17 protein-coding genes are annotated in these 18,862 nt (G+C 59.7%); 3 read left to right on the top strand and 14 right to left on the bottom strand.

All coding sequences use genetic code 11. From position 1 onward, the window contains the following. Positions 1 to 8 precede the first annotated feature (8 nt). The 12 genes from ACZ5K9_RS13255 to nuoF all read right to left on the bottom strand — a co-directional run bounded on the left by ACZ5K9_RS13255 (position 9) and on the right by nuoF (position 13,074). Positions 9 to 1,577, bottom strand: a complete 1,569-nt coding sequence (locus ACZ5K9_RS13255) for a complex I subunit 4 family protein (RefSeq protein WP_464271804.1) — start codon at positions 1,575 to 1,577, stop codon at positions 9 to 11. A 30-nt stretch (positions 1,578 to 1,607) separates the two neighbouring features. Continuing rightward, entirely contained in the window at positions 1,608 to 3,530 is a 1,923-nt protein-coding gene (gene nuoL / locus ACZ5K9_RS13250) for an NADH-quinone oxidoreductase subunit L (RefSeq protein ID WP_464271803.1), read from the bottom strand. A gap of 22 nt (positions 3,531 to 3,552) precedes the next feature. Then, on the bottom strand, positions 3,553 to 3,858 hold the full coding sequence (gene nuoK, locus ACZ5K9_RS13245) for an NADH-quinone oxidoreductase subunit NuoK (RefSeq protein ID WP_464271802.1): 306 nt from the start codon (positions 3,856 to 3,858) through the stop codon (positions 3,553 to 3,555). A 76-nt stretch (positions 3,859 to 3,934) separates the two neighbouring features. Then, positions 3,935 to 4,453, bottom strand: a complete 519-nt coding sequence (locus tag ACZ5K9_RS13240) for an NADH-quinone oxidoreductase subunit J family protein (RefSeq protein ID WP_464271801.1) — start codon at positions 4,451 to 4,453, stop codon at positions 3,935 to 3,937. Between the two features lie 20 nt (positions 4,454 to 4,473). Beyond that, on the bottom strand, positions 4,474 to 4,875 hold the full coding sequence (locus ACZ5K9_RS13235; protein WP_464271800.1) for a NuoI/complex I 23 kDa subunit family protein: 402 nt from the start codon (positions 4,873 to 4,875) through the stop codon (positions 4,474 to 4,476). A gap of 18 nt (positions 4,876 to 4,893) precedes the next feature. Further along, positions 4,894 to 5,922 (bottom strand): NADH-quinone oxidoreductase subunit NuoH, encoded by a 1,029-nt coding sequence (gene nuoH, locus ACZ5K9_RS13230; RefSeq protein WP_464271799.1) that lies wholly within the window; start codon positions 5,920 to 5,922, stop codon positions 4,894 to 4,896. A gap of 33 nt (positions 5,923 to 5,955) precedes the next feature. Beyond that, positions 5,956 to 8,640 carry a molybdopterin-dependent oxidoreductase gene (locus tag ACZ5K9_RS13225; RefSeq protein ID WP_464271798.1) on the bottom strand — a complete coding sequence of 895 codons (2,685 nt, stop codon included), beginning with the start codon at positions 8,638 to 8,640 and terminating at the stop codon, positions 5,956 to 5,958. A gap of 2 nt (positions 8,641 to 8,642) precedes the next feature. After that, positions 8,643 to 9,818 carry an NADH dehydrogenase (quinone) subunit D gene (nuoD, locus tag ACZ5K9_RS13220; RefSeq protein WP_464271797.1) on the bottom strand — a complete coding sequence of 392 codons (1,176 nt, stop codon included), beginning with the start codon at positions 9,816 to 9,818 and terminating at the stop codon, positions 8,643 to 8,645. Positions 9,819 to 9,827: 9 nt separating this feature from the next. Further along, the gene (locus tag ACZ5K9_RS13215; RefSeq protein ID WP_464271796.1) at positions 9,828 to 10,310 is read right to left on the bottom strand and encodes an NADH-quinone oxidoreductase subunit C; all 483 of its coding nucleotides are present in this window, start codon (positions 10,308 to 10,310) and stop codon (positions 9,828 to 9,830) included. Continuing rightward, complete coding sequence (locus tag ACZ5K9_RS13210) at positions 10,307 to 10,846, bottom strand: NADH-quinone oxidoreductase subunit B (protein ID WP_464271795.1); 540 nt, start codon at positions 10,844 to 10,846, stop codon at positions 10,307 to 10,309. Before ACZ5K9_RS13210 ends, ACZ5K9_RS13215 begins: the two co-directional genes overlap by 4 nt. Further along, positions 10,837 to 11,193 carry an NADH-quinone oxidoreductase subunit A gene (locus ACZ5K9_RS13205; protein WP_464271794.1) on the bottom strand — a complete coding sequence of 119 codons (357 nt, stop codon included), beginning with the start codon at positions 11,191 to 11,193 and terminating at the stop codon, positions 10,837 to 10,839. The genes ACZ5K9_RS13210 and ACZ5K9_RS13205 overlap by 10 nt, the downstream gene beginning before the upstream one ends. A gap of 33 nt (positions 11,194 to 11,226) precedes the next feature. Further along, a complete protein-coding gene (gene nuoF / locus ACZ5K9_RS13200) occupies positions 11,227 to 13,074 on the bottom strand; it encodes an NADH-quinone oxidoreductase subunit NuoF (protein WP_464271793.1) in 1,848 nt (615 codons plus the stop codon). A 483-nt stretch (positions 13,075 to 13,557) separates the two neighbouring features. Here nuoF and ACZ5K9_RS13195 point away from each other — a divergent pair, with 483 nt between their 5' ends. Together ACZ5K9_RS13195 and ACZ5K9_RS13190 are read left to right on the top strand one after the other, a co-directional pair. Beyond that, positions 13,558 to 14,121, top strand: coding sequence for an NUDIX hydrolase (locus ACZ5K9_RS13195; RefSeq protein WP_464271792.1), 564 nt, complete (start codon positions 13,558 to 13,560; stop codon positions 14,119 to 14,121). An 8-nt stretch (positions 14,122 to 14,129) separates the two neighbouring features. Next, on the top strand, positions 14,130 to 14,603 hold the full coding sequence (locus ACZ5K9_RS13190) for a GreA/GreB family elongation factor (protein WP_464271791.1): 474 nt from the start codon (positions 14,130 to 14,132) through the stop codon (positions 14,601 to 14,603). Positions 14,604 to 14,765: 162 nt separating this feature from the next. On the opposite strand, the gene ACZ5K9_RS13185 is transcribed toward ACZ5K9_RS13190, so the two are convergent. Next, a complete protein-coding gene (locus ACZ5K9_RS13185) occupies positions 14,766 to 16,223 on the bottom strand; it encodes an RtcB family protein (protein ID WP_464271790.1) in 1,458 nt (485 codons plus the stop codon). Positions 16,224 to 16,492: 269 nt separating this feature from the next. Here ACZ5K9_RS13185 and ACZ5K9_RS13180 point away from each other — a divergent pair, with 269 nt between their 5' ends. Next, entirely contained in the window at positions 16,493 to 17,743 is a 1,251-nt protein-coding gene (locus tag ACZ5K9_RS13180; protein WP_464271789.1) for an IS110 family RNA-guided transposase, read from the top strand. Between the two features lie 412 nt (positions 17,744 to 18,155). Here the strand turns inward: ACZ5K9_RS13180 and ACZ5K9_RS13175 are convergent, their stop codons facing one another. Further along, positions 18,156 to 18,578: an archease gene (locus ACZ5K9_RS13175; protein WP_464271788.1), complete on the bottom strand. Its 423-nt coding sequence runs from the start codon at positions 18,576 to 18,578 to the stop codon at positions 18,156 to 18,158. Positions 18,579 to 18,862: the final 284 nt, after the last annotated feature.

Below are 18,862 nucleotides of genomic sequence, written 5' to 3'. Positions count from 1 at the left end.
ACGATGCCTCACTTTCCCTTGATCTGTTCCCATGCTGCACAGGCCGTCATCCATGGCGACTTCTGTCCGTCTGCCATGCGCACACTCTCTTGGACTTTTTGCAGCGCGTGCTTGACGGCCGGCTCAGACTTCTCCAAAAAGCTCGTGGGCGCCACGCCAATCCAGACCATCATGGCCACCACAGGCACGAGCAGGCCGATTTCCCGAGGGAGCAAATCCTTGAGGCTTTTGTTCTCCTCACGGGTGACCCCGCCGAAGAAGACGCGCTGGAACATCCACAGCATGTACCACGCTGCGAGGATGACCCCTGTGGCGCCCAAGGCCGCCCAATAGGGTTTGACATGAAAGGTTCCCAGTAAGATGAGGAATTCCCCGACGAAACCGTTCAGTCCCGGCAAGCCGATGGACGCCAACGTGGCAATCATGAAAAATGTGGTCAGAGTGGGCACCGGCGCAGATAACCCGCCGAAATCGGCGATCATCCGCGTATGGCGCCTCTCGTACAACATCCCCACGAGGAGAAACAGAGCCCCTGTGCTCAACCCGTGATTGATCATCTGGATGAGGCCGCCCTGAACGCCTTGAAGGGTGAAACTGAAAAGCCCCAGAACGACAAATCCCAGATGGCTGACACTGGAAAAGGCAATGAGCCGCTTGAGGTCCTTTTGCACCAGACACATGAACGCCCCGTACACAATGCCCACCAAAGCCAGAGCCACCATCGCCGGCATAAAGAAAACCGACGCGTCGGGAAAAAGGGGCAGGTTGAATCGAAGGAAACCGTAGGTGCCCATCTTCAACAGCACCGCGGCCAGGACCACACTGCCCACCGTCGGGGCTTCGGTGTGGGCGTCAGGGAGCCAAGTGTGGAAAGGAAACATGGGTACCTTGATGGCAAAGGCCACCCCGAAAGCAAGGAACAGCCACAGCTGCAAGGAAAACGGCAGCGTTAGGCGCCCAAGGTCGACCAAGTCAAAGGAAGACACACCGGTCGTGCGGGCCTGATAGAAATAGAGCACCAGAATGCCGACCAGCATGAACACCGATCCGGCCATTGTGTACAGAAAGAATTTCACCGCCGCATAGACCCGCCGGGCAGGATGACCCCACACGAGGATGAGCAGGGCCATGGGAATGAGCATGACTTCCCAGAACACGTAGAAAAGCACGAGATCCAGACTGACGAACACTCCCAGCATCCCGGTCTGCAAAAGAAGAAGACACACCAGGAACTCTTTGAGCCGATACCGGATGTCCGTCCAGCAGGCCAAGACACAGAGAGGTCCAAGGAAAGCCGTCAGCATGACGAGAAGGAGGCTGATGCCGTCCACGCCCACATGATAGGATATCCCGAGGCCGGGGATCCAACGGTACCTTTCCTCGAACTGAAAGCGGATATCGGCGGGGTCGAATCCCCCGTAGACAAACAGAGCCAAAGCAAATCCGGCGCCCATGACCGTCAGGGCCGTCCATCGCTGGACCGTTTCATTGTCCCGGTCCACAAAAAGGAGCACCAGCACCCCGAGCAACGGGAGAAAAACAAGCGCGGAAAGCAATGGAAACGACACAGACTCCATCACGTCATCCTTTTATCGAGACCTTGTGCGTCACAACGCCATGATAAACAACAGCAGCACACACGCTCCGGCCACCACCGACAGGGCATAGTGTTGAAAGACGCCCGTCTGAATTCGGCGAACCACTCCGCTCATCGCGCGAAACAGGGAACCTGTACCGTCCACGGCGCCGTCGATGGTCCGACGGTCCACCCATTGATGCGAACTTTCGGCCAATTGTTTGAGCGGATCCACGATCGCCGCCTGATAGAATTCGTCCACATAGTATTTGTGGAAAAGCCAGCGATAGAGTCTCACGAAGCGCTGCGCGGTCCGCACGGGGCGTTGGGGATCGGCGATGTACCACCGGTAGGCCAGGAAGATGCCGACCAGAGCCACGGCCACGGAAACCCCCATGAGGGCGCCTTCGAGCCATAACGAGGGATGAGCGGCCTCCCCATGATGTCCGAGAAGTCGCGACGCCTCGTGGAAGACCGGCTCAAGAAAGTGCCCGAATCTGCGTCCCCCTTCGACGCCGGGGACCTGCACCCATCCCCCGATCAAGGACAGCCCTGCAAGAATCGTCAAAGGCACCGCCATGGTTTTGGGGGCTTCATGGACATGGTGCATCACGTGCGGGTCCATCCGGCTCTCCCCAAAAAAAGTGAGGAAGACCAGCCGGAACATATAGAATGCCGTAAGCCCTGCACCGCCAAGGGCCAAGCCGTAGAGCAGCCCGTGGCCGGTCATGAGCGTTTCGAACAGGATCTCGTCTTTGCTGAAAAACCCGGCAAACGGAAAGATGCCCGCGATAGCCAGAGTCCCCGCCATGAAGGTCGTAAAAGTGACGGGCAGCGCGCGACGCAGTCCACCCATGCGTTGGATGTCTTGTTCCCCGGAAAGCGCGTGGATGACGCTCCCCGCCCCCAGAAAGAGCAGCGCCTTGAAGAAGGCGTGAGTCATCAGGTGGAAGATGCCGGCCACGAAAGCCCCCACCCCGCAGCCGAGAAACATATAACCCAGCTGGCTGACGGTGGAATAGGCGAGGACCCGCTTAATGTCATTTTGGACCAGACCGATGGAAGCCGCGAAAACGGCCGTAATGCCCCCGATCATGGCCACAAAACCCATGGAAAAAGGCGAAAGGGCATACAACACGCTGCATCGGGCGACCATGTAAACCCCGGCGGTGACCATGGTGGCGGCATGTATCAGGGCGGAAACAGGCGTCGGGCCCTCCATGGCGTCGGGGAGCCACACATAGAGGGGAATCTGGGCCGATTTGCCCATGGCACCGACGAAAAGCAGGAGGGTGATCCCCACCAGAATCATGTCGCCCGCAGGGTACCTGATCACGGCCGCCTCGAAGACTTCTCGAAAGTTCAACGTCCCGAAGGTCCAAAAGGTGAGAAAGATTCCGAGCAGAAAACCGAAGTCGCCGATCCGGTTGACAATGAACGCCTTCTTCCCGGCATCACTGGCCGATTGCTTCTCGTACCAGAAGCCGATAAGTAGGTACGAACACAACCCCACGCCTTCCCAACCCACGAACATGAGCAGCAGGTTATTCGCCATGACGAGGAGCAACATGGCCGAGGCGAACAGGTTGAGGTAGGCGAAATATCGGGCGTACCCGGGATCGTCGTGCATGTACCCAATGGAGTAGACATGGATGAGAAAGCCGACGCCCGTCACCACCAGGATCATGACCAGGCTCAAAGGGTCGATGAGAAAAGACACGTCGACCTGAAAATCCCCCACGCGCATCCACGTGTAATAGACGGGCTCCCAGAACCTCTGAGACGGCGTCTCTTGCACAACGCCCCAGAAGAGCCTCACAGCCCAAAGAAACGCCAGGCCCATGGCACCGCAGGCAATCCCACCCACAAGCCTTTTGGAAAGACGCCGCCCCCCCAGGCCGTTGATCAAAAATCCGGCAAAGGGCAAGGCCGGAATGATCCAAGCAGTATCCATAGCGACCTCTTTTTCCCCTGGCTCAACCTTTGAGAAGCCGGACCTCGTCGACGAAAATCGTTTTCCAGTTCCGGAACAAGGTGACGATAATGGCCAAACCCACCGTCACTTCCGCTGCTGCCACCACCATGACGAAAAAGACGAACAGTTGCCCGTCGAGACCTTCCAGGGCTTTGGAAAAGGCGACAAAGCTCAGATTCGCCGCATTGAGCATCAACTCGATGGACATGAAGATGACGATGGCATTGCGCCGGGTCAGAACGCCCAATACCCCTAAGGCAAACAGTACAGCACTCACCATCACGTAATAGTGAACCGGTACAGCCATCTCCTTCCCCTTTCTCAATCCGCCCACGCGTTGCGCCGTTCGGCGCGCCACCGAAAAAACCCGCCTCCTGCTTCCCCTACTTCCGTTCTCTCTTGGCCAGGACGATCACCCCGACGACGGCCACCAACAACACGATGGAAGTCACCTCAAAAGGCAAGAAAGCCGTCGTGAATAGAGCCCGGCCGACCGCCCGCACATTGCCCCCTTGGCTTTCCACCCACTGCACCCCGCGTCCCGCCGCAGGACCTAACTGTGCCAAGGGGCTGGTGAGGGCCGTGAGCGTCGCTCCAACGAAGACGAGGACGAAAGGGAGAGCCCAACGGAGGCGTCTTTTGAAGGCGGACCGATCCTCACCCCGAGGCTTCAAGTTCAGCAGCATGATGACGAAGAGAAACAGCACCATGACGGCGCCGGCGTAGACCAGCACCTGCATCAACGCGATGAATTCCGCCTGCATGAGCAGGTAAAGGCCCCCCATGGCGAAAAAGGACACAATGAGAAACAGGGCGCTCTTCACAGGATGGGGATGTACGACCACGGCGGCCGCACTGGCCAAAGTGATCAGCGAAAAGACCACGAACAGAAAAAGTTCCATGGAACGGTCCTCACCATGTCCTAATCTTGAAGGAGCTTCTCCTTGTCATAGACCAGAGCCCGCTTGTCATACTGAGCCAGTTCGTATTTTCGATTCAGCATGATGGCCCCTTTGGGGCAGGCTTCCTGACAGAAACCGCAGAAAATGCACCGGGTGAGATCCACGACGAATTGGCGAGGCCGCTTTTCGTGCATGGTTTCACCGGGTTCCGGTTCGATGGAAATGGCTTTGGACGGGCACACCGTTTCGCACAAGTGGCAGGCCACACACTTGAGGCGACCGTTTTCGTCCCGAAGCAGCCTCGGATGTCCGCGAAACCTCTCGGACACCTCCCTCTTCTTTTCCGGATATTCAATGGTGATCGGCTTGCGGAAAAGCTGCTCGAACGTCTTGGCAAGCCCTTTAACGAGCGGTCCCAGCATGTGTCCTCCCGACACTCCTCACCCCCAAATCATGACAAAACATCCCGTGACCACGATGTTCGCCAGGGATAACGGCAACAGCACCTTCCATCCGAAATGCATGAGCTGATCGAACCGCACCCGAGGGTACGTCGCTCGAACCCAGATGAAGAAAAAAACCAGGGCGGCCGTCTTCACCACAAACCACATTCCCGAAGGGAGCCACGGCCCTTGCCAACCTCCCAGGTAGAGAGTCACCGCCACGGCGCTGACGGTGATGATGTGGGCGTATTCGGCCAACTGAAAAAGTGCGAACCTCATGGAGCTGTATTCCGTGTGGTATCCGGCGACCAGCTCGTTTTCGCACTCGATGAGGTCGAATGGGGTCCGGCACGCCTCCGCAAACGCGGCGATCAGAAAGATGACGAACCCGATCGGCTGATAAACCACGAAGGGCAGATGACGCTGGGCGTCCACGATCTCCGTAAGCCTCATGGACCCCGCCACCATGAGCACGCCCACCACGGCCATGCCCAAGGCGAGTTCATAGCTGATCATTTGCGCCGTCACCCGGATGCCCCCGAGAAGGGAGTACCGGTTGTCCGAAGCCCAGCCCCCCAAGACCACCCCATAGGTGGAAAGAGAAGATATGGCCAAAATAAACAGCACCGCTCCCGGCAGATCGGCGATGACGCCTCGGTGGATGTTGTAGATGGTGAGGTCCACCGTTCGGCCGAAAATGCTGACCGTCTCGGGGAACAGAGTGTCGGCGAAGGGGATGGCCGCAAAAGGCGTAAGCGCCGCCACCGCCGTCACCCACGGGGCGAGGGAGTAGAGGCGTGGTTCGGAAACCGGAAGATCGATATCTTCCTTGAAAAAGAGCTTGACGCCATCGGCCAGCGGCTGCAGCAGTCCCCAGGGCCCCACGCGGTTTGGACCCAAACGCAGCTGCATGAACCCCAAGACCTTGCGTTCCATGAGCGTCGCGTAAGCCACGGCCGTGAGCAGGACGAAGAGCACGAGAGCCGTCTTCGCCAAGGTCAGAACGCCGTAAACGATCCAATCCATGGTGCGCCGCCTTTCACCGCTCCAAGAGTGTTTCTAAGAACCCACCTTTTCCACCCGTACGGGGGTGAGCCCACTGCCGTTGGTCAAACGGCCCAGCGGCAGGTTTTCAAAGTAGAGAGCCGCTTGGACAACGCCTCGGGGCACACGGCGATCGATCCCCGCCCGAGCGAGGAGGCTTCCGTCCACTGTGGTCAGCGCCACCTCTTGTCCCTCATGGATTCCCAACGAGGTGGCGTCTTCAGGGCACACCCACACGGCCCCGTCAGGTTCCAGGGTCTTGGCCCCAGTCCCGTAGCGACCGTAGGTCCCGGACTGAAACAGCGACCGGGTCACCCACAACAGCATGGGGTAAGCTTCCGAAGGTTGCGGCGGAAAATCCAGCCACGGGATCACAGCCCCCAATGTGGGATCCAAAACCCGACGCCAGCTGGCCGATCCGTACTTGGTCCGGTACATGCGATTCCACCAGTACCCCTGATTGGGAATCTCGGAAAACGGGTACTGGTCGTAGTGCGGGAACACGGCGCAGATCTCGCGGAACACGTCCTGCGTCGAGCGGTATCCCAAATCCACGCCCAGGCGCCGTGAGAGCTCCTGCAGGATCTTCCAGTCGTCCCACGGACCCTCCACAAAGGAACGCGGCCCCTGCCGCTGGACTCGAAGTTCGCCGCTGGTGAGGGTCCCTTCGCTTTCCACGGCGGTCTTGGCTGGAAAGACCACATGAGCCTGAGCCGCCGTTTCGTTGAGGAAGACCTCCTGGCACATGAGGAACCCGGCCTTCTGGAGCGCCTTGTCCACCACAGGGCGCGAATTGATGGTCCCCAGAAGGTTGGTGCCCATGAGAAGCAGGGCCTTGGGGGCTTCCGGCCCGCCTTCTGCCATCGCTCCCAGAAGACGGTCCAAGGACAATCCCGGCTCCTTGGGAAACGGCAGCCCCCAGACCTGCTCCACAGCCTCGGCGTCTTCAAAGGCGATGTAGCCCGGCAGCCAGTAGGGGCTCACCCCCATATCGGAGCATCCCTGGGTGTTCGCTTTTTCGGCCGTGAGATGCAATCGCAGTTTTTTGCCCAGAACCAGCAACAGGTCCGCCACGTAACACATGGCCCCGTAGCCGTCTGCCAGGCCCGCCAGATCATAGCCGACAATGAGGGACGGCCTTTCCGCATCCATGAGCTTCTGAGCCACATGGGCCAGGTCTTTTCGATGCAACCCGGTGGCTTCTTCCACCAAAGTCCAGTCCGTGGCGTCCAGGCGTTTCCTCAAGACCTCCTCACGACGAAAATCGCCCAAGCCCCGGAGCCGCTCGTCACCGGTTTCGAAAAGGGATTTCAATACTCCGAGGATCACGAATCCGTCACTTCCCGGCCGAGACGCCGCGGACCACTGGGCGGCCGAACGAAACCTGAGGCGACGCGAACTGATGATGAGAAGTTCACGGAGCCGCTTGTCTTTCTGAGCCTCATTGACCTTCCAGGCCAGCGGCGGCATTTCATTTTTCACATCCGCCCCGACCACAAGGACCGTGTCGGCCCTTTGCAGATCCTCGTACGTGCCCAAGGCCAACTGAAACCCGGATACACCGCGAATCGTCCGAGGCAGGCTCTCTTTTTCGCTGCCGTAGGTGACTTTGGGACGGCCCAAGACGTCAACGAGCGCTTTAAGCATGCGTTGGTGGTCCAGGCTCGTGGCGGCGTCGACGTGAGGTGTACCCACCACGGCCCGACAAAATTTTTGGAAGACGTAATTGCTTTCGTTGGTCGCCCGCGCCGATCCCACCCCGGCGAACGCCTTGGGGCCGCACTCGGCCCGGAGTTGCCGGATCCGATCGGCGGCGAAATCCAGGGCTTCGTCCCACGACACGGGCACAAGCCGGCCGTCCTTGCGCACCAGGGGCTCTCGCAACCGGGAGTCCTCTTGGACGATATTCAGCCCGAACCGGCCTCGACTGCAGATAATCCCCCCGTTGACCGGCTCGTCGAAGGAAGTCGTCACCCTTTTGAGGCGGCCTTTTTTCACATTAAGCACGAGATGACAGCCGCCGCCGCAGTACGGGCACACGGCCGTAGCCCTTTCCATTTGCCAGGCCCGCGCACTGTACTTGAAAGTCTTGTCGATGATGGCCCCCACGGGACAGACCCCGATGCAGGAGCCGCAAAATTCGCAGTCCATGACCGCGCCCCCGGCCGTCACCGCGGTGCGGTATCCCCGGTTGTCGAAATAGAGGGCGGCGGCGCCCACTCGATCCCGACACACCCGCACACATCGTTCACAATTGACGCATCGGTCGGGATAGCGCTCGATGAGGGGAGACTGGGCATCGTAGCGCGGGGTGAGTCGAGCGGCCGCATAGGGCTGTTCGTGGATCTTCAGGTGCCGGGTGAGGTTTTGGAGCTCGCATTCGCCGCCCTTGTCGCAAATGGGGCAGTCAAGCGGGTGGTTGATGAGCAGGAGTTGGAGCAGCTCACGGCGATAATGGGTGAGCCGATCCGATTCGGTGGTCACCTCCATCTTGTCCGTCACCGGGGTGGTGCAGGCGGGCACAGGACGCGGTGGCCCCGGCTTGACCTCCACCACACAGATCCGGCATGCCCCGATGGGACTGAGTGCCTTGTGGTAGCAGAGTCTCGGGATGTAGATCCCGTTCTTGTCCGCCACTTCCATGATGGTCATGCCCGGTTGGGCTTCCAAAGCTCTGCCGTTGATGGTCACTGTGATCATCGTTATCGATCCACGTCCGCGAGCACGATATCAATGGTTCCGATGAGGGCGATGAGATCCGCCAAAAGCCGGCCTTGGGCCATCTTGCTCAGCACTTGCAAATTCACGAAGCTGGGCGTGCGCACCTTTACGCGAAAGGGGTGGGACGACCCATCGCTCACGATGTAAAATCCCAATTCCCCTTTGGGGGCTTCAGTGTGATGGAACACCTCGCCCTTCGGCGGCCGAATGCCTTCTTCCACCAGGAGAAAATGTTGGATGAGGGATTCGATTTTCGTGTACACACTCTGTTTCGGGGGATAGGCGATGGTCGGATCGTCCACAGTGATATCCCCGGGGGGCAAGCGGTCCAGAGCCTGCAGAATGATCCGGGCGCTCTGGCGCATCTCTTCCAGGCGCACCAAGTACCGGTCGTAGGTGTCGCCGTTTTCCCCCACAGGAACAATAAAATCGAATTCCTCGTAGCCGCAGTAAGGGTCTGCCCGGCGGACATCCCAGGCGATGCCGGACCCTCGGGCGACAGGCCCGCTCAGTCCATAGTCCAGCACCTCGTCCACCGTCAGCACACCGACTCCTTTCGTGCGTCGGATCCAGATGGGATTTTGCGTGAGAAGGGTTTCATAGTCCTTCATCTTCTCCGGAAATGTGCGGCAAAATTCCCTCACCGAATCGGTCCAGCCCTCGGGGACATCCCGGGCCACACCGCCGATGCGGAAATAACACGGAAACAGACGCCCGCCGGCGACGGCCTCAAAAAGGTCCATGAGCTGCTCGCGTTCTCGGAACGTGTAGAAAAGCGGCGTCATGGCGCCGAGATCATGGGCGTGGGTGGCCAGCCAAAAAAGATGACTGGAAATTCGGGTCATTTCCGCCATGATGACGCGAAGATAACGTGCTCGAGGCGGCACTTCGATCCCAAGGAGCTTTTCCACCGCCAGGACGAACCCCAAATTGTTGGCCGATCCGGCCAGGTAATCGATGCGGTCGGTTAAGGGGAGACACTGATGGTAGGTTTTGGATTCCATGAGTTTTTCGATGCCGCGGTGGAGGTAACCGATATCGGGCGTGCAGCGCACAATGACCTCGCCTTCCAGTTCCACCACGACGCGTAAAACCCCATGGGTGCTGGGATGTTGAGGGCCCACATTGAGGATCAACCGTTCGGTGAGTTCGCTCATGGCACAATCCTAATCCAAATCCCAGTCAGGGCCTTCTGTCGGATAATCTTTCCGCAAAGGATGCCCCTCCCACGCTTCGGGAAGGAGGATGCGTCGAAGGTCCGGATGCCCGTCAAAGAGGATGCCAAAAAGGTCGTAGCATTCTCGTTCATGCCAGTCGGCCGTCGTCCATAGCCCGGTGACGGACGGCACACACGGGGGATCCGCGTCCACCCATGTTTTGACGCGCATCAGCGCGTTCCGCTCATGGCACCACAAATGGTAGACCATTTGAAAACGCGGGGTCCGGGGGTGGAAATCCACGGCGGTGACATCGATGAGATATCGAAATCCCCACCGGTCCCGAAGTTGGCTCAGGACGTCCAGCAAAGAGTTCATGGCCACGAGGACAGCCCACTGACCCCGAAACTGTTCCCGCCCCCTGACGGCTTCCGCGGGCAGAGCCTCCAGAACTTCTTCCACATATGTCTTTTGGACCGTTTCCCCACTCACGCTCGCACCTCCCGAAGAGCCTCCGGCGCATCGGCGGCATCTACGACAATGGGCCCTTCCCTGCGTGTGAGAAACGGATCCTTGAGAATCTTGTCGTGGAGCTTCAGGATGCCGTAGAGGAGCGCCTCCGGCCGCGGCGGGCACCCGGGCACATACACGTCCACGGGAAGATAGCGGTCGATGCCCTGCACCACAGCGTAGCTGCGAAAGATTCCCCCCGAGCAGGCACAGGCACCCATGGCGATGACCCATTTGGGCTCCGGCATCTGTTCGTAGATCCGCACCACCGCCGGCACCATCTTCTTGGTCACTGTGCCGGCCACAATCATGAGATCGGCCTGTCTGGGAGACGCTCGAAACGCCTCCATCCCAAACCGGGCGATGTCAAAGCGGTTGGCCGCCGTGCAGATCATTTCAATGGCACAGCAGGCCAATCCGAAGGTCGCCGGCCATACGGACGATTTGCGGGCCCAGTTGACGAATTTTTCCAGGGTGGAGGTGAGAATCTGGCTTCGGATCTGTTGCTCTAGTCCCATTCCAAAGCCCCCTTTCGGTACAAGTAGACCAGACCGATGAGCAAAATCACGGTGAAAAGCAGCATTTCGACAAATCCAAACCACCCCAAGTCCCGAAAAACCACACCCCATGGGTAGAGAAACACGGTTTCGATGTCGAAGATGATGAAAATCATGGCCAGCACATAGAACTTGACGGGAAAGTGGATTTCCAGGGTGCCGATGGGGTCCATGCCGCATTCATAGGGCAGCATCTTTTCCCGCGTGATCTTGCGGGTGCCGATACGCCGGGAAAGAAAGATGATGGCCCCCATCACGCCCATGGTGATTACGAGATACAACAACGCCGGGAGATACATCGCCGTCATAGACCGGCCTCCTCACACCCCTGCCCCGCACCCTCATGCGGGACAAACCCCCACGGGGCATTTCTTGTCCACAATGTGCGCCAGGTATTCGTCTTTGAACCGTTCGATGGTGGTGCGAACAAAAAAGATGGGAGACATGGCCAAGGCGCAGTTGGCCGTGGCCGACATGGTCTGGGCTAGGTCGATCATCATCGGCAGGTCACTTTCCCGCCCTTCGCCTTGAGCAATGCGGGACATGGTTTCGTAGAGCACACGGGTGCCGCGTCGGCACGGCGTGCAAAAGCCGCAAGATTCATGCTGGAAAAAGTGCATGATGTTGCGCACGACATCCACCACGCACGTCCTCTCGTTCATCACCAGCATGGTGCCGGAACCCAACGCCCCGCCTTTCTTTTGCATGGAGGCGTAGTCCATGACGGTGTCCAGGTGTTCCGCCGTAAAAAACCCAAAGGAGGCCCCGCCCGTTTGGCACATTTTAAAGGGGATCCCATCTTTCATGCCCCCGCCGTAGTTTTCGATGAGTTCACGGAGGGTCAGACCGAGAGGCGCTTCCACGATTTGGGGTTCGTTGACGTGGCCGCAAATTTGATAGAGCTTCACGCCCGGAGAATCTTCCGTGCCGAAAGACCGATACCATTCCGCCCCGTTTTTGATAATGGCCGGCACGTTCGCCAAGGTTTCCACATTGTTGACCACCGTGGGCATGGCCCAGAGGCCGCGAACTCCCGGGAAAGGCGGCTTCACCCGGGGGTTGCCTCGCAAGCCCTCGATGGATTCAATGAGGGCCGTCTCTTCGCCGCACACGTACGCTCCCGCGCCGGAACGGATTTCCACATCGAACGAGAAAGACGTCCCGAGGATTCGTTCTCCCAGCAAACCCTTCTCCCGAGCCTGCTCCACAGCCCGCCGCAACCGGTGCATGGACAGGGCGTATTCGCCCCGCACATAGATGAATCCCCTGCACGCCCCAATGGCGTACCCGGCGATGATCAGTCCTTCGAGCAGCCGATGGGGGTTGCCTTCCATGATGTAACGGTCTTTGAACGTCCCGGGCTCGCCTTCGTCCGCATTGCAAATGACGTATTTTTCCGGAGCCTTAAGCGGCAGGGTGAACGACCATTTCATACCCGTGGGGAATCCCGCTCCCCCACGGCCGCGGAGTCCGGACGCTTTGACTTCCTCGACCACCTCTTCCGGGGACATCCCCAAGACCACCTTGCGCAATGCTTCGTAGCCACCGATGGCGACGTAGTCCTCGATGTTTTCCGGATCGATCTCCCCCACCCCATGAAGCAAAAGCGCGCGCCGGTGCACCTCCCAGTCCGTGCGCACCCGCCCTCCCGAACCGGGCAGCGTTCGATAGTCCACAATGTCACCGCGCCGATACCGCTCGATGACAGCCTGGATCTTTTCGCGGGTGAGATTCCCAAAGACGACTTCGTTGATCTGCATGGCGGGGGCCACTTCGCACACCCCCAAGCACGAGGACAATTCAAGGGTGAACAATCCGTCGGGCGTGGTCTGCCCTTCACGGACACCCAAAACGGCTCGAAGCGCCTCCAGGACCGTCTCCGTCCCCATGATGTGGCATGCCGGGGATTCGCACACCCGGATGATGAACTTCCCTCGCGGCTCCAAGGACAGCATCGTGTAAAACGTGGCAATGCCGTAGAGATAACTCAGATGGACGTCGTATTCGTCGGCAATCCACGCCAGCACGTTGGCCGGGAGCCAGTTGCCGCACACCTGTTGGGCTTCGGTCAGCAACGGGAGCAACGCCCCTTTTTTGCCGCGATAGGCTTCGATGATTTCCTGGATCCGGACGACCTCGGACGGGCTGAGGTCTTTGGAGGGGTTTTGAAACACTGCTGGGCGCCTCATGAAATCCCTACCCGCTTTCTCGATCTTAGGAGCGTCCACACACCGATGATCCGCAACCATGTCCACGGGAACCGTCAGGTTGCACAACTATGGGGCAAGTCCCGGGCCCTGTCAATGAAATTGTTCACAAGCTTTCTCCCCATGTTGTGCTTCCTTGAGGCAACGCCCTCGGGTGTGGCTCTCAGCCTAAGAAAAAACTTCCCTTAAGCCCCTGCCCTGTTTTAATGAAATCGTGAAAACACCATTGGGCCTTCACCAGGGGGCTGTCGTCCCATGAAGGCCGCCGCCGGCCCAAGAGCGCTGCGGCATGGCTGTTCGGCTTTTACCAACGGAATGCCGGGCCGTGGGGCAAGGTGGCTCACGGTCTCCACAAAGGGGTGGGCACATCGCGACTGCAGGGTGACAAGATCACCGCAAGAATGCCTCGGCACCTCAAAATCTCCTATTCTCGACCAGTTGGCATGTTTTGCTTAAGGAGTTTTCATGGAAGAACGCTTACGGACCTTGGCCAGTATTCATGCCCACCATTTCAGCGCCCACTTGGATGCCGTGCGCCTGCGCACCGGCCGTGTCACCGAAAGAATCCGCATGGAACATCCCGAAGCGGCCGCCATTCTGGCCTTCACCGATCGGGCATGCACGAAGGTCCTCATGGTGCGCCAATGGCGTTATGCCATCGGCCGGGAGACTTTAGAAATTCCGGCAGGCAAGTTGGATCCCGGAGAATCGCCCGAAGACGGCGCCCGTCGGGAACTTCTGGAAGAGACGGGGTATCGCCCCACGGTGCTGGTGCCCATTTTCCGGTATCATCCGGCCATTGGCTATTCGGATGAAGCGATCATCATCTTCGCCGCCTGGGGCCTCGAGCCCGGCCATACGGGCCGGGATGAAGACGAAATCTCCCACGTGGAGGTTCTTTCCGTGGACGATGTCATGGAAGGCGTGTATCGAGGCGACATTACCGACGGCAAGACGGTCATCGCTTTATGTCTTTACCAGAGCCTTCGCGAACGGGGCGCGCTGCCGGCCGGAACGGCCGCCCCTTAGAGGGTCCCATGGAAAAGATTCCCATTACGCGGCAAGGCTTCCGAAACCTCAACGCCCAGCTCATCTACCTGCGGCGGGTGGTGCGGCCTCGTGTGCTCGAAGAATTGCAAGAGGCCCGGCTCTACGGCGTCAAGATTGACAATCAGCAATATCTGGTGGCTCGGGAACAACACCGGGTGCTCCAACGCAAGATCGACGATCTCCAGGCCAAAATCGCCCAATGTGAGATCGTTGTGGGACGCAAATTTTTGGTCCGTCAGGTGGCCTTCGGCACCCACATTGTGGTCCTCAACGTGGACACAGGCCAAACCTTCCATTTCCAGATGGTCGGCCCTTTTGAATCGGACGTGCGCAACGGCAAGCTCTCCATCGACTCCCCTGTCGGCCGAGGTCTCATGGGTCGTCACCCAGGTGAGGAAATCACCGTGCTGACCCCGGCCGGTGAACGCACCTATCGCATTCTCCACGTGGACGTCGAATGATTTGCAAATTTTGAAACGTCGTCCGGCAGACGAGCCGCCCGGGCATCTCATGGAGCGCCTCGTCTGCTGCCCCTCGGAGTCCGAAAGTGGGCAGGAGCCGTTCCCCTCGAAATGTTCTCACGCCGGGGGCGGCCCCTTCGCGGAAAGCCTGACGGGCTTGTTCTAACCTTTCATGACCCCCAGGGGGCGAAGCCGAGCCACCGGACGGCTGATGCCCGCCTGGGCGACCACCTCGACCACGTCGCTCACATCTTTGTAGGCTTCAGGCATCTCCTCCACCAGGGTCGCCTTACTGGCTCCCAGGACGAAAATGCCTCGATCTTCCATTTCCTTGAGTACACTGCGGCCTTTGGCGCTCTTGACGGCTTGGTGGCGGCTCAGCACCCTGCCGGCTCCGTGGCATGTGCTCCCAAAGGTTTCCTCCATGGCCATTTCCGTCCCCACCAACACATAACTGTAGCGGCCCATATCTCCAGGGATGAGCACAGGTTGGCCCACGGATCGGTAGATCGCCGGAACAGCCGGATGGCCCGCTGCAAAAGCCCGCGTGGCCCCCTTGCGGTGCACGCACAGTCTTCGGCGCTCTCCGTGCCAGAGGTGCTCTTCGATTTTGGCCATGTTGTGGCACACGTCATAGAGGAGGGATAAGCCCAACCGTTCGGACGATTGGCCGAAGAACTGCTCGAAGGTTTCCCGCACCCAGTGGCTGATCATCTGGCGGTTGGCAAAAGCAAAGTTGGCCGCCGCGCCCATGGCCCCGAGGTAGCTCCGTCCCTCCGCGGAAGCGACGGGAGCACAGCACAATTGCTTGTCGGGAAGATCGATCCCGTATTTTTGACTGCTCTTGAGGAGGATACGGATGAAATCGTCACACACCTGATGCCCCAGCCCCCTGGAACCTGTATGCACAAACACGGTCAGTTGCCCCTGGATAAGGCCGAAGACCTCGGCCGTCGAGGGATCGTAAATTTCTTCCACCACGCCGATTTCCACAAAATGGTTTCCCGAGCCCAAAGTCCCCAATTGAGAACGGCCACGATCCCGGGCTTTGGCGGAGACTTCCCCGGGGTCGGCCCACGGGATGCATCCGCCTTCTTCGATGCGTTCCAAATCGCTGACATCTCCAAAGCCTTTGGCTACGGCCCACTGGGCCCCTTTGAGGAGCACCTTGTCCAGTTCGGCTTCGGTGAGTTTGAAATCCTTCCGCGAAGAGCCGACGCCGGAGGGAATGTTTCGAAAGAGCGCTGTGACCAAGTCGCGGATTTTCTCCGCCCCCAACTCCCGGGCCATTAAGTGGGTTGTCATGAGACGCACGCCACAGTTGATGTCGTAGCCCACACCGCCCGGGGACACGATCCCTTCCTCCATGGAAAACGCGGCAACTCCGCCGATGGGAAAGCCGTACCCCCAATGGATATCCGGCATGGCCATGGAATAGCCCACGATGCCCGGAAGACAGGCCACATTGGCCACCTGCTCCATGGCCTGGTCCTGGCGGATAGCGTCCAGCATCTTCTCACCGGCGTAAATCATCCCGTCTGTGCGCATGGCGCCGGTTCGGGGAATCTTCCAACGCCATCCGTCGATCCTCTCCAATATCAAACGATCTTTGGCACCCATGGCCTGACCTCCTATAAGTAGTGTGGGTCGCTCGGACGTGTGGACCAGGCGGTTTGTGGTTGGTTAAGTTGTCCGGGCCACGGCGTCGGGAACCAGGTCGTCATGGTCCGTGCGCTACGAGCGCGACAAGGAGACTGACCCCTCGGCGCCCGGCCCGGAGCTTTGATTGCAACCTGCGGCACGACCGCGCAATTCAGGAGGCGAAGCGGGGCTGGCGCGTTGGGGGATTTCCCTCGCCGGTGGTAACAGTTTGCACATGGAGGTATGCGATGAATGGAGACAAACTGTGCGTGGGTCTGGACGTATCGAACGCGAAGATCGACGCCTCCTTTGTCGACAGTGAGGGGCGCACAGTGCGCCAACCTTCGACCTACGTGAACGATCAGCAGGGCTGGACAGAGCTGCGGGCTGCCATCGTGTCGGCCAGTGCTCTGGTCGGCCCGAAGGCGCAGGTGGTCTGCGGTATGGAGTCCACCTCGAACATGCACAAGCGCTTGGAGCAGGCCCTGCGTGGCGAGAAGCGGCGGCAGGTCGAGGTGCACGTGCTGAACCCGCGGGCGGTCAAGCACTTCGGCAAGGCACTGCTCAAGGACGCCAAGACCGACCGCCTGGACAGTCATCTCATCGCGCTGTTCCTGCTGCGGATGCAGCCCAGGGCGCAGGCCGTCCAGCCCGAGCTGTTCGAGGAGCTCAAGGAGGCCACGCGGACGCGGCGTCGTCTCGTCGAAGAGCGCACCGACCACAAGAACCGGCTCCACAAGCTGCTGCGCTACCACCTGCCGGGCTACCGGAAGGTGCTGGGCATCCAGACGTTTTCCAAGCGCCTGCTGGTCGTGCTTGCCGAGTTTGGCTCGCCGCACCTGTTGATCGAGCGCAGCGTCGAGGATCTGGCCGCGATGCGCTACGGCCCCAGGCACCGCGTGGGCACGGCCTTCGCTGAAAAGCTCCACGCCCTGGCGGCAGAGGCACCCTGTGCTGAGCTTGCCAAGGTCACGCGTATGCTCGTGGAGATGACGGCGCGGCGGATTCTCGACCTGGATGCCCTGCTCGTGGAGATTGATGGTGCCATTTCCGAACTGCTCGAGCGGGTCTTTCCCGACCAGGTGCTGACGTCCATCCCGGGGATCGGCGCGGTGTCGGCGGCGGCGATTCTCGCCGAGGTGGGCGACATCGCACGCTTTGAGACGAAGAGCGACTTCGTGGGCTACTGCGGTCTGTACCCGATTGTGTGGGAGAGCGGCGAGGCGAAGCGCCGCTATCGCATGACGTACAAGGGCAACCGGATGCTGAAGATGACGCTGCTGGTGGCCTCGGCGGCCGCCCGGCAGTACAACCCGGTCATCGGAAGCTTCTACGAGCGGTTGCGGGCCCGCGGCAAGACCAAGAAGGCCGCCGGGGGTGCCATCGCGCGCAAGCTGGCGGAGCTGGTGTTCACATTGCTGGTACGCAACGAGCCGTGGTCGGCCCACAAGGCGATGCGCGGCATGCGCAAAGCCGCCGCCATGGTCAAGGCCGCGTAGAAACAGGTTGCGGGCGCTCCATGCCCCATTGGAGAAATCCTGACGCGCCGTAAAGGCCCGCAGGCGTACTCGAGGTCCCGGACCGCCCGCTTTTCTAGGATAGCACCCTAACAGTGGCGAGGCAACCTGGAGCCCGGAGCCCCCGCCGGAGGCACCCGTATGCCCATCGCCCACGGTAATGGCGGCTCGTCGCGCACAGATCGTGTCAAGGGCGGCAAAGCCGGCGAGCGCAGCGAGCGCACCCTTGACGCGGGCGAGCACGACGAGACGATCCGTGCCGCGATGGGCCGGCGGCTCGCAGGCGCGGGCATTCGCCAGCACAGGAGTCAGCCCACATAGGTGATGTCGCTTCAGGGTTGACATCCCTTATTGCATCTCCTTGTCGTTCACTCCCTTCCTCAGGGAAGACCGGTCACACATCAAAAATCACCTGGGCTGTCCACACCCCATCCTCAAAGGCCACGAAAGCTTTGTGATAGGTGATGGCCTTATAGAGAAGCTTCACATCGTGCCGATTCGGGTCGAGCCCTTCACCATGCACGGTCGCCGTCAACCTCCACCCTGGCTCGAGCTCCACCCGCACGGCTTTGCCAAGAAATCCCTCGACCTCGAAAAGATAGAGGAGCTCGGACAACCACTGGACCAGAAGCTCGTCCAAAGCATGCGCTTCGACGACAAGAGAATGGTTCTTGCGCACCTCGACGGAATCGAGCCCAACCATAAGGTCGTAAAACCCAAGCGCGGCTTTTTCAAAGATCTCGGGCAAATCATGCGCCCGTACGCGGAGCCCCACGTCCGCTGTGTGATCGACGATTTCGTAACCCGCTTTGTCCATTGTCGTGTCCTTCCTTGGTGTTTACCCGCTCATGTTTATAGAGGTAACCGGTCGGCGTCCTTAAGAGAAGCGTTTGTCACTTCGGCCCCAATTCAATTTCTCCGCCCCGGGGGATCTCTCAGCAGGCTCTCACCTCACCCGGGGCTGTGTGGAAACGCCCAGAAGGCAAAGCGCTCACTTTGCGGAGCCTGACAAACTCGACGCACCGCTGTGGATTCTCTGGAAACGCCTTCCCAAGATGACGTGCCCTTCCAGCGAGATCCCATGCCCAAACCATGAATCTT

This window comes from Desulfosoma profundi (assembly GCF_055387865.1).
This window is presented reverse-complemented; position numbering and strand designations above follow the sequence as displayed.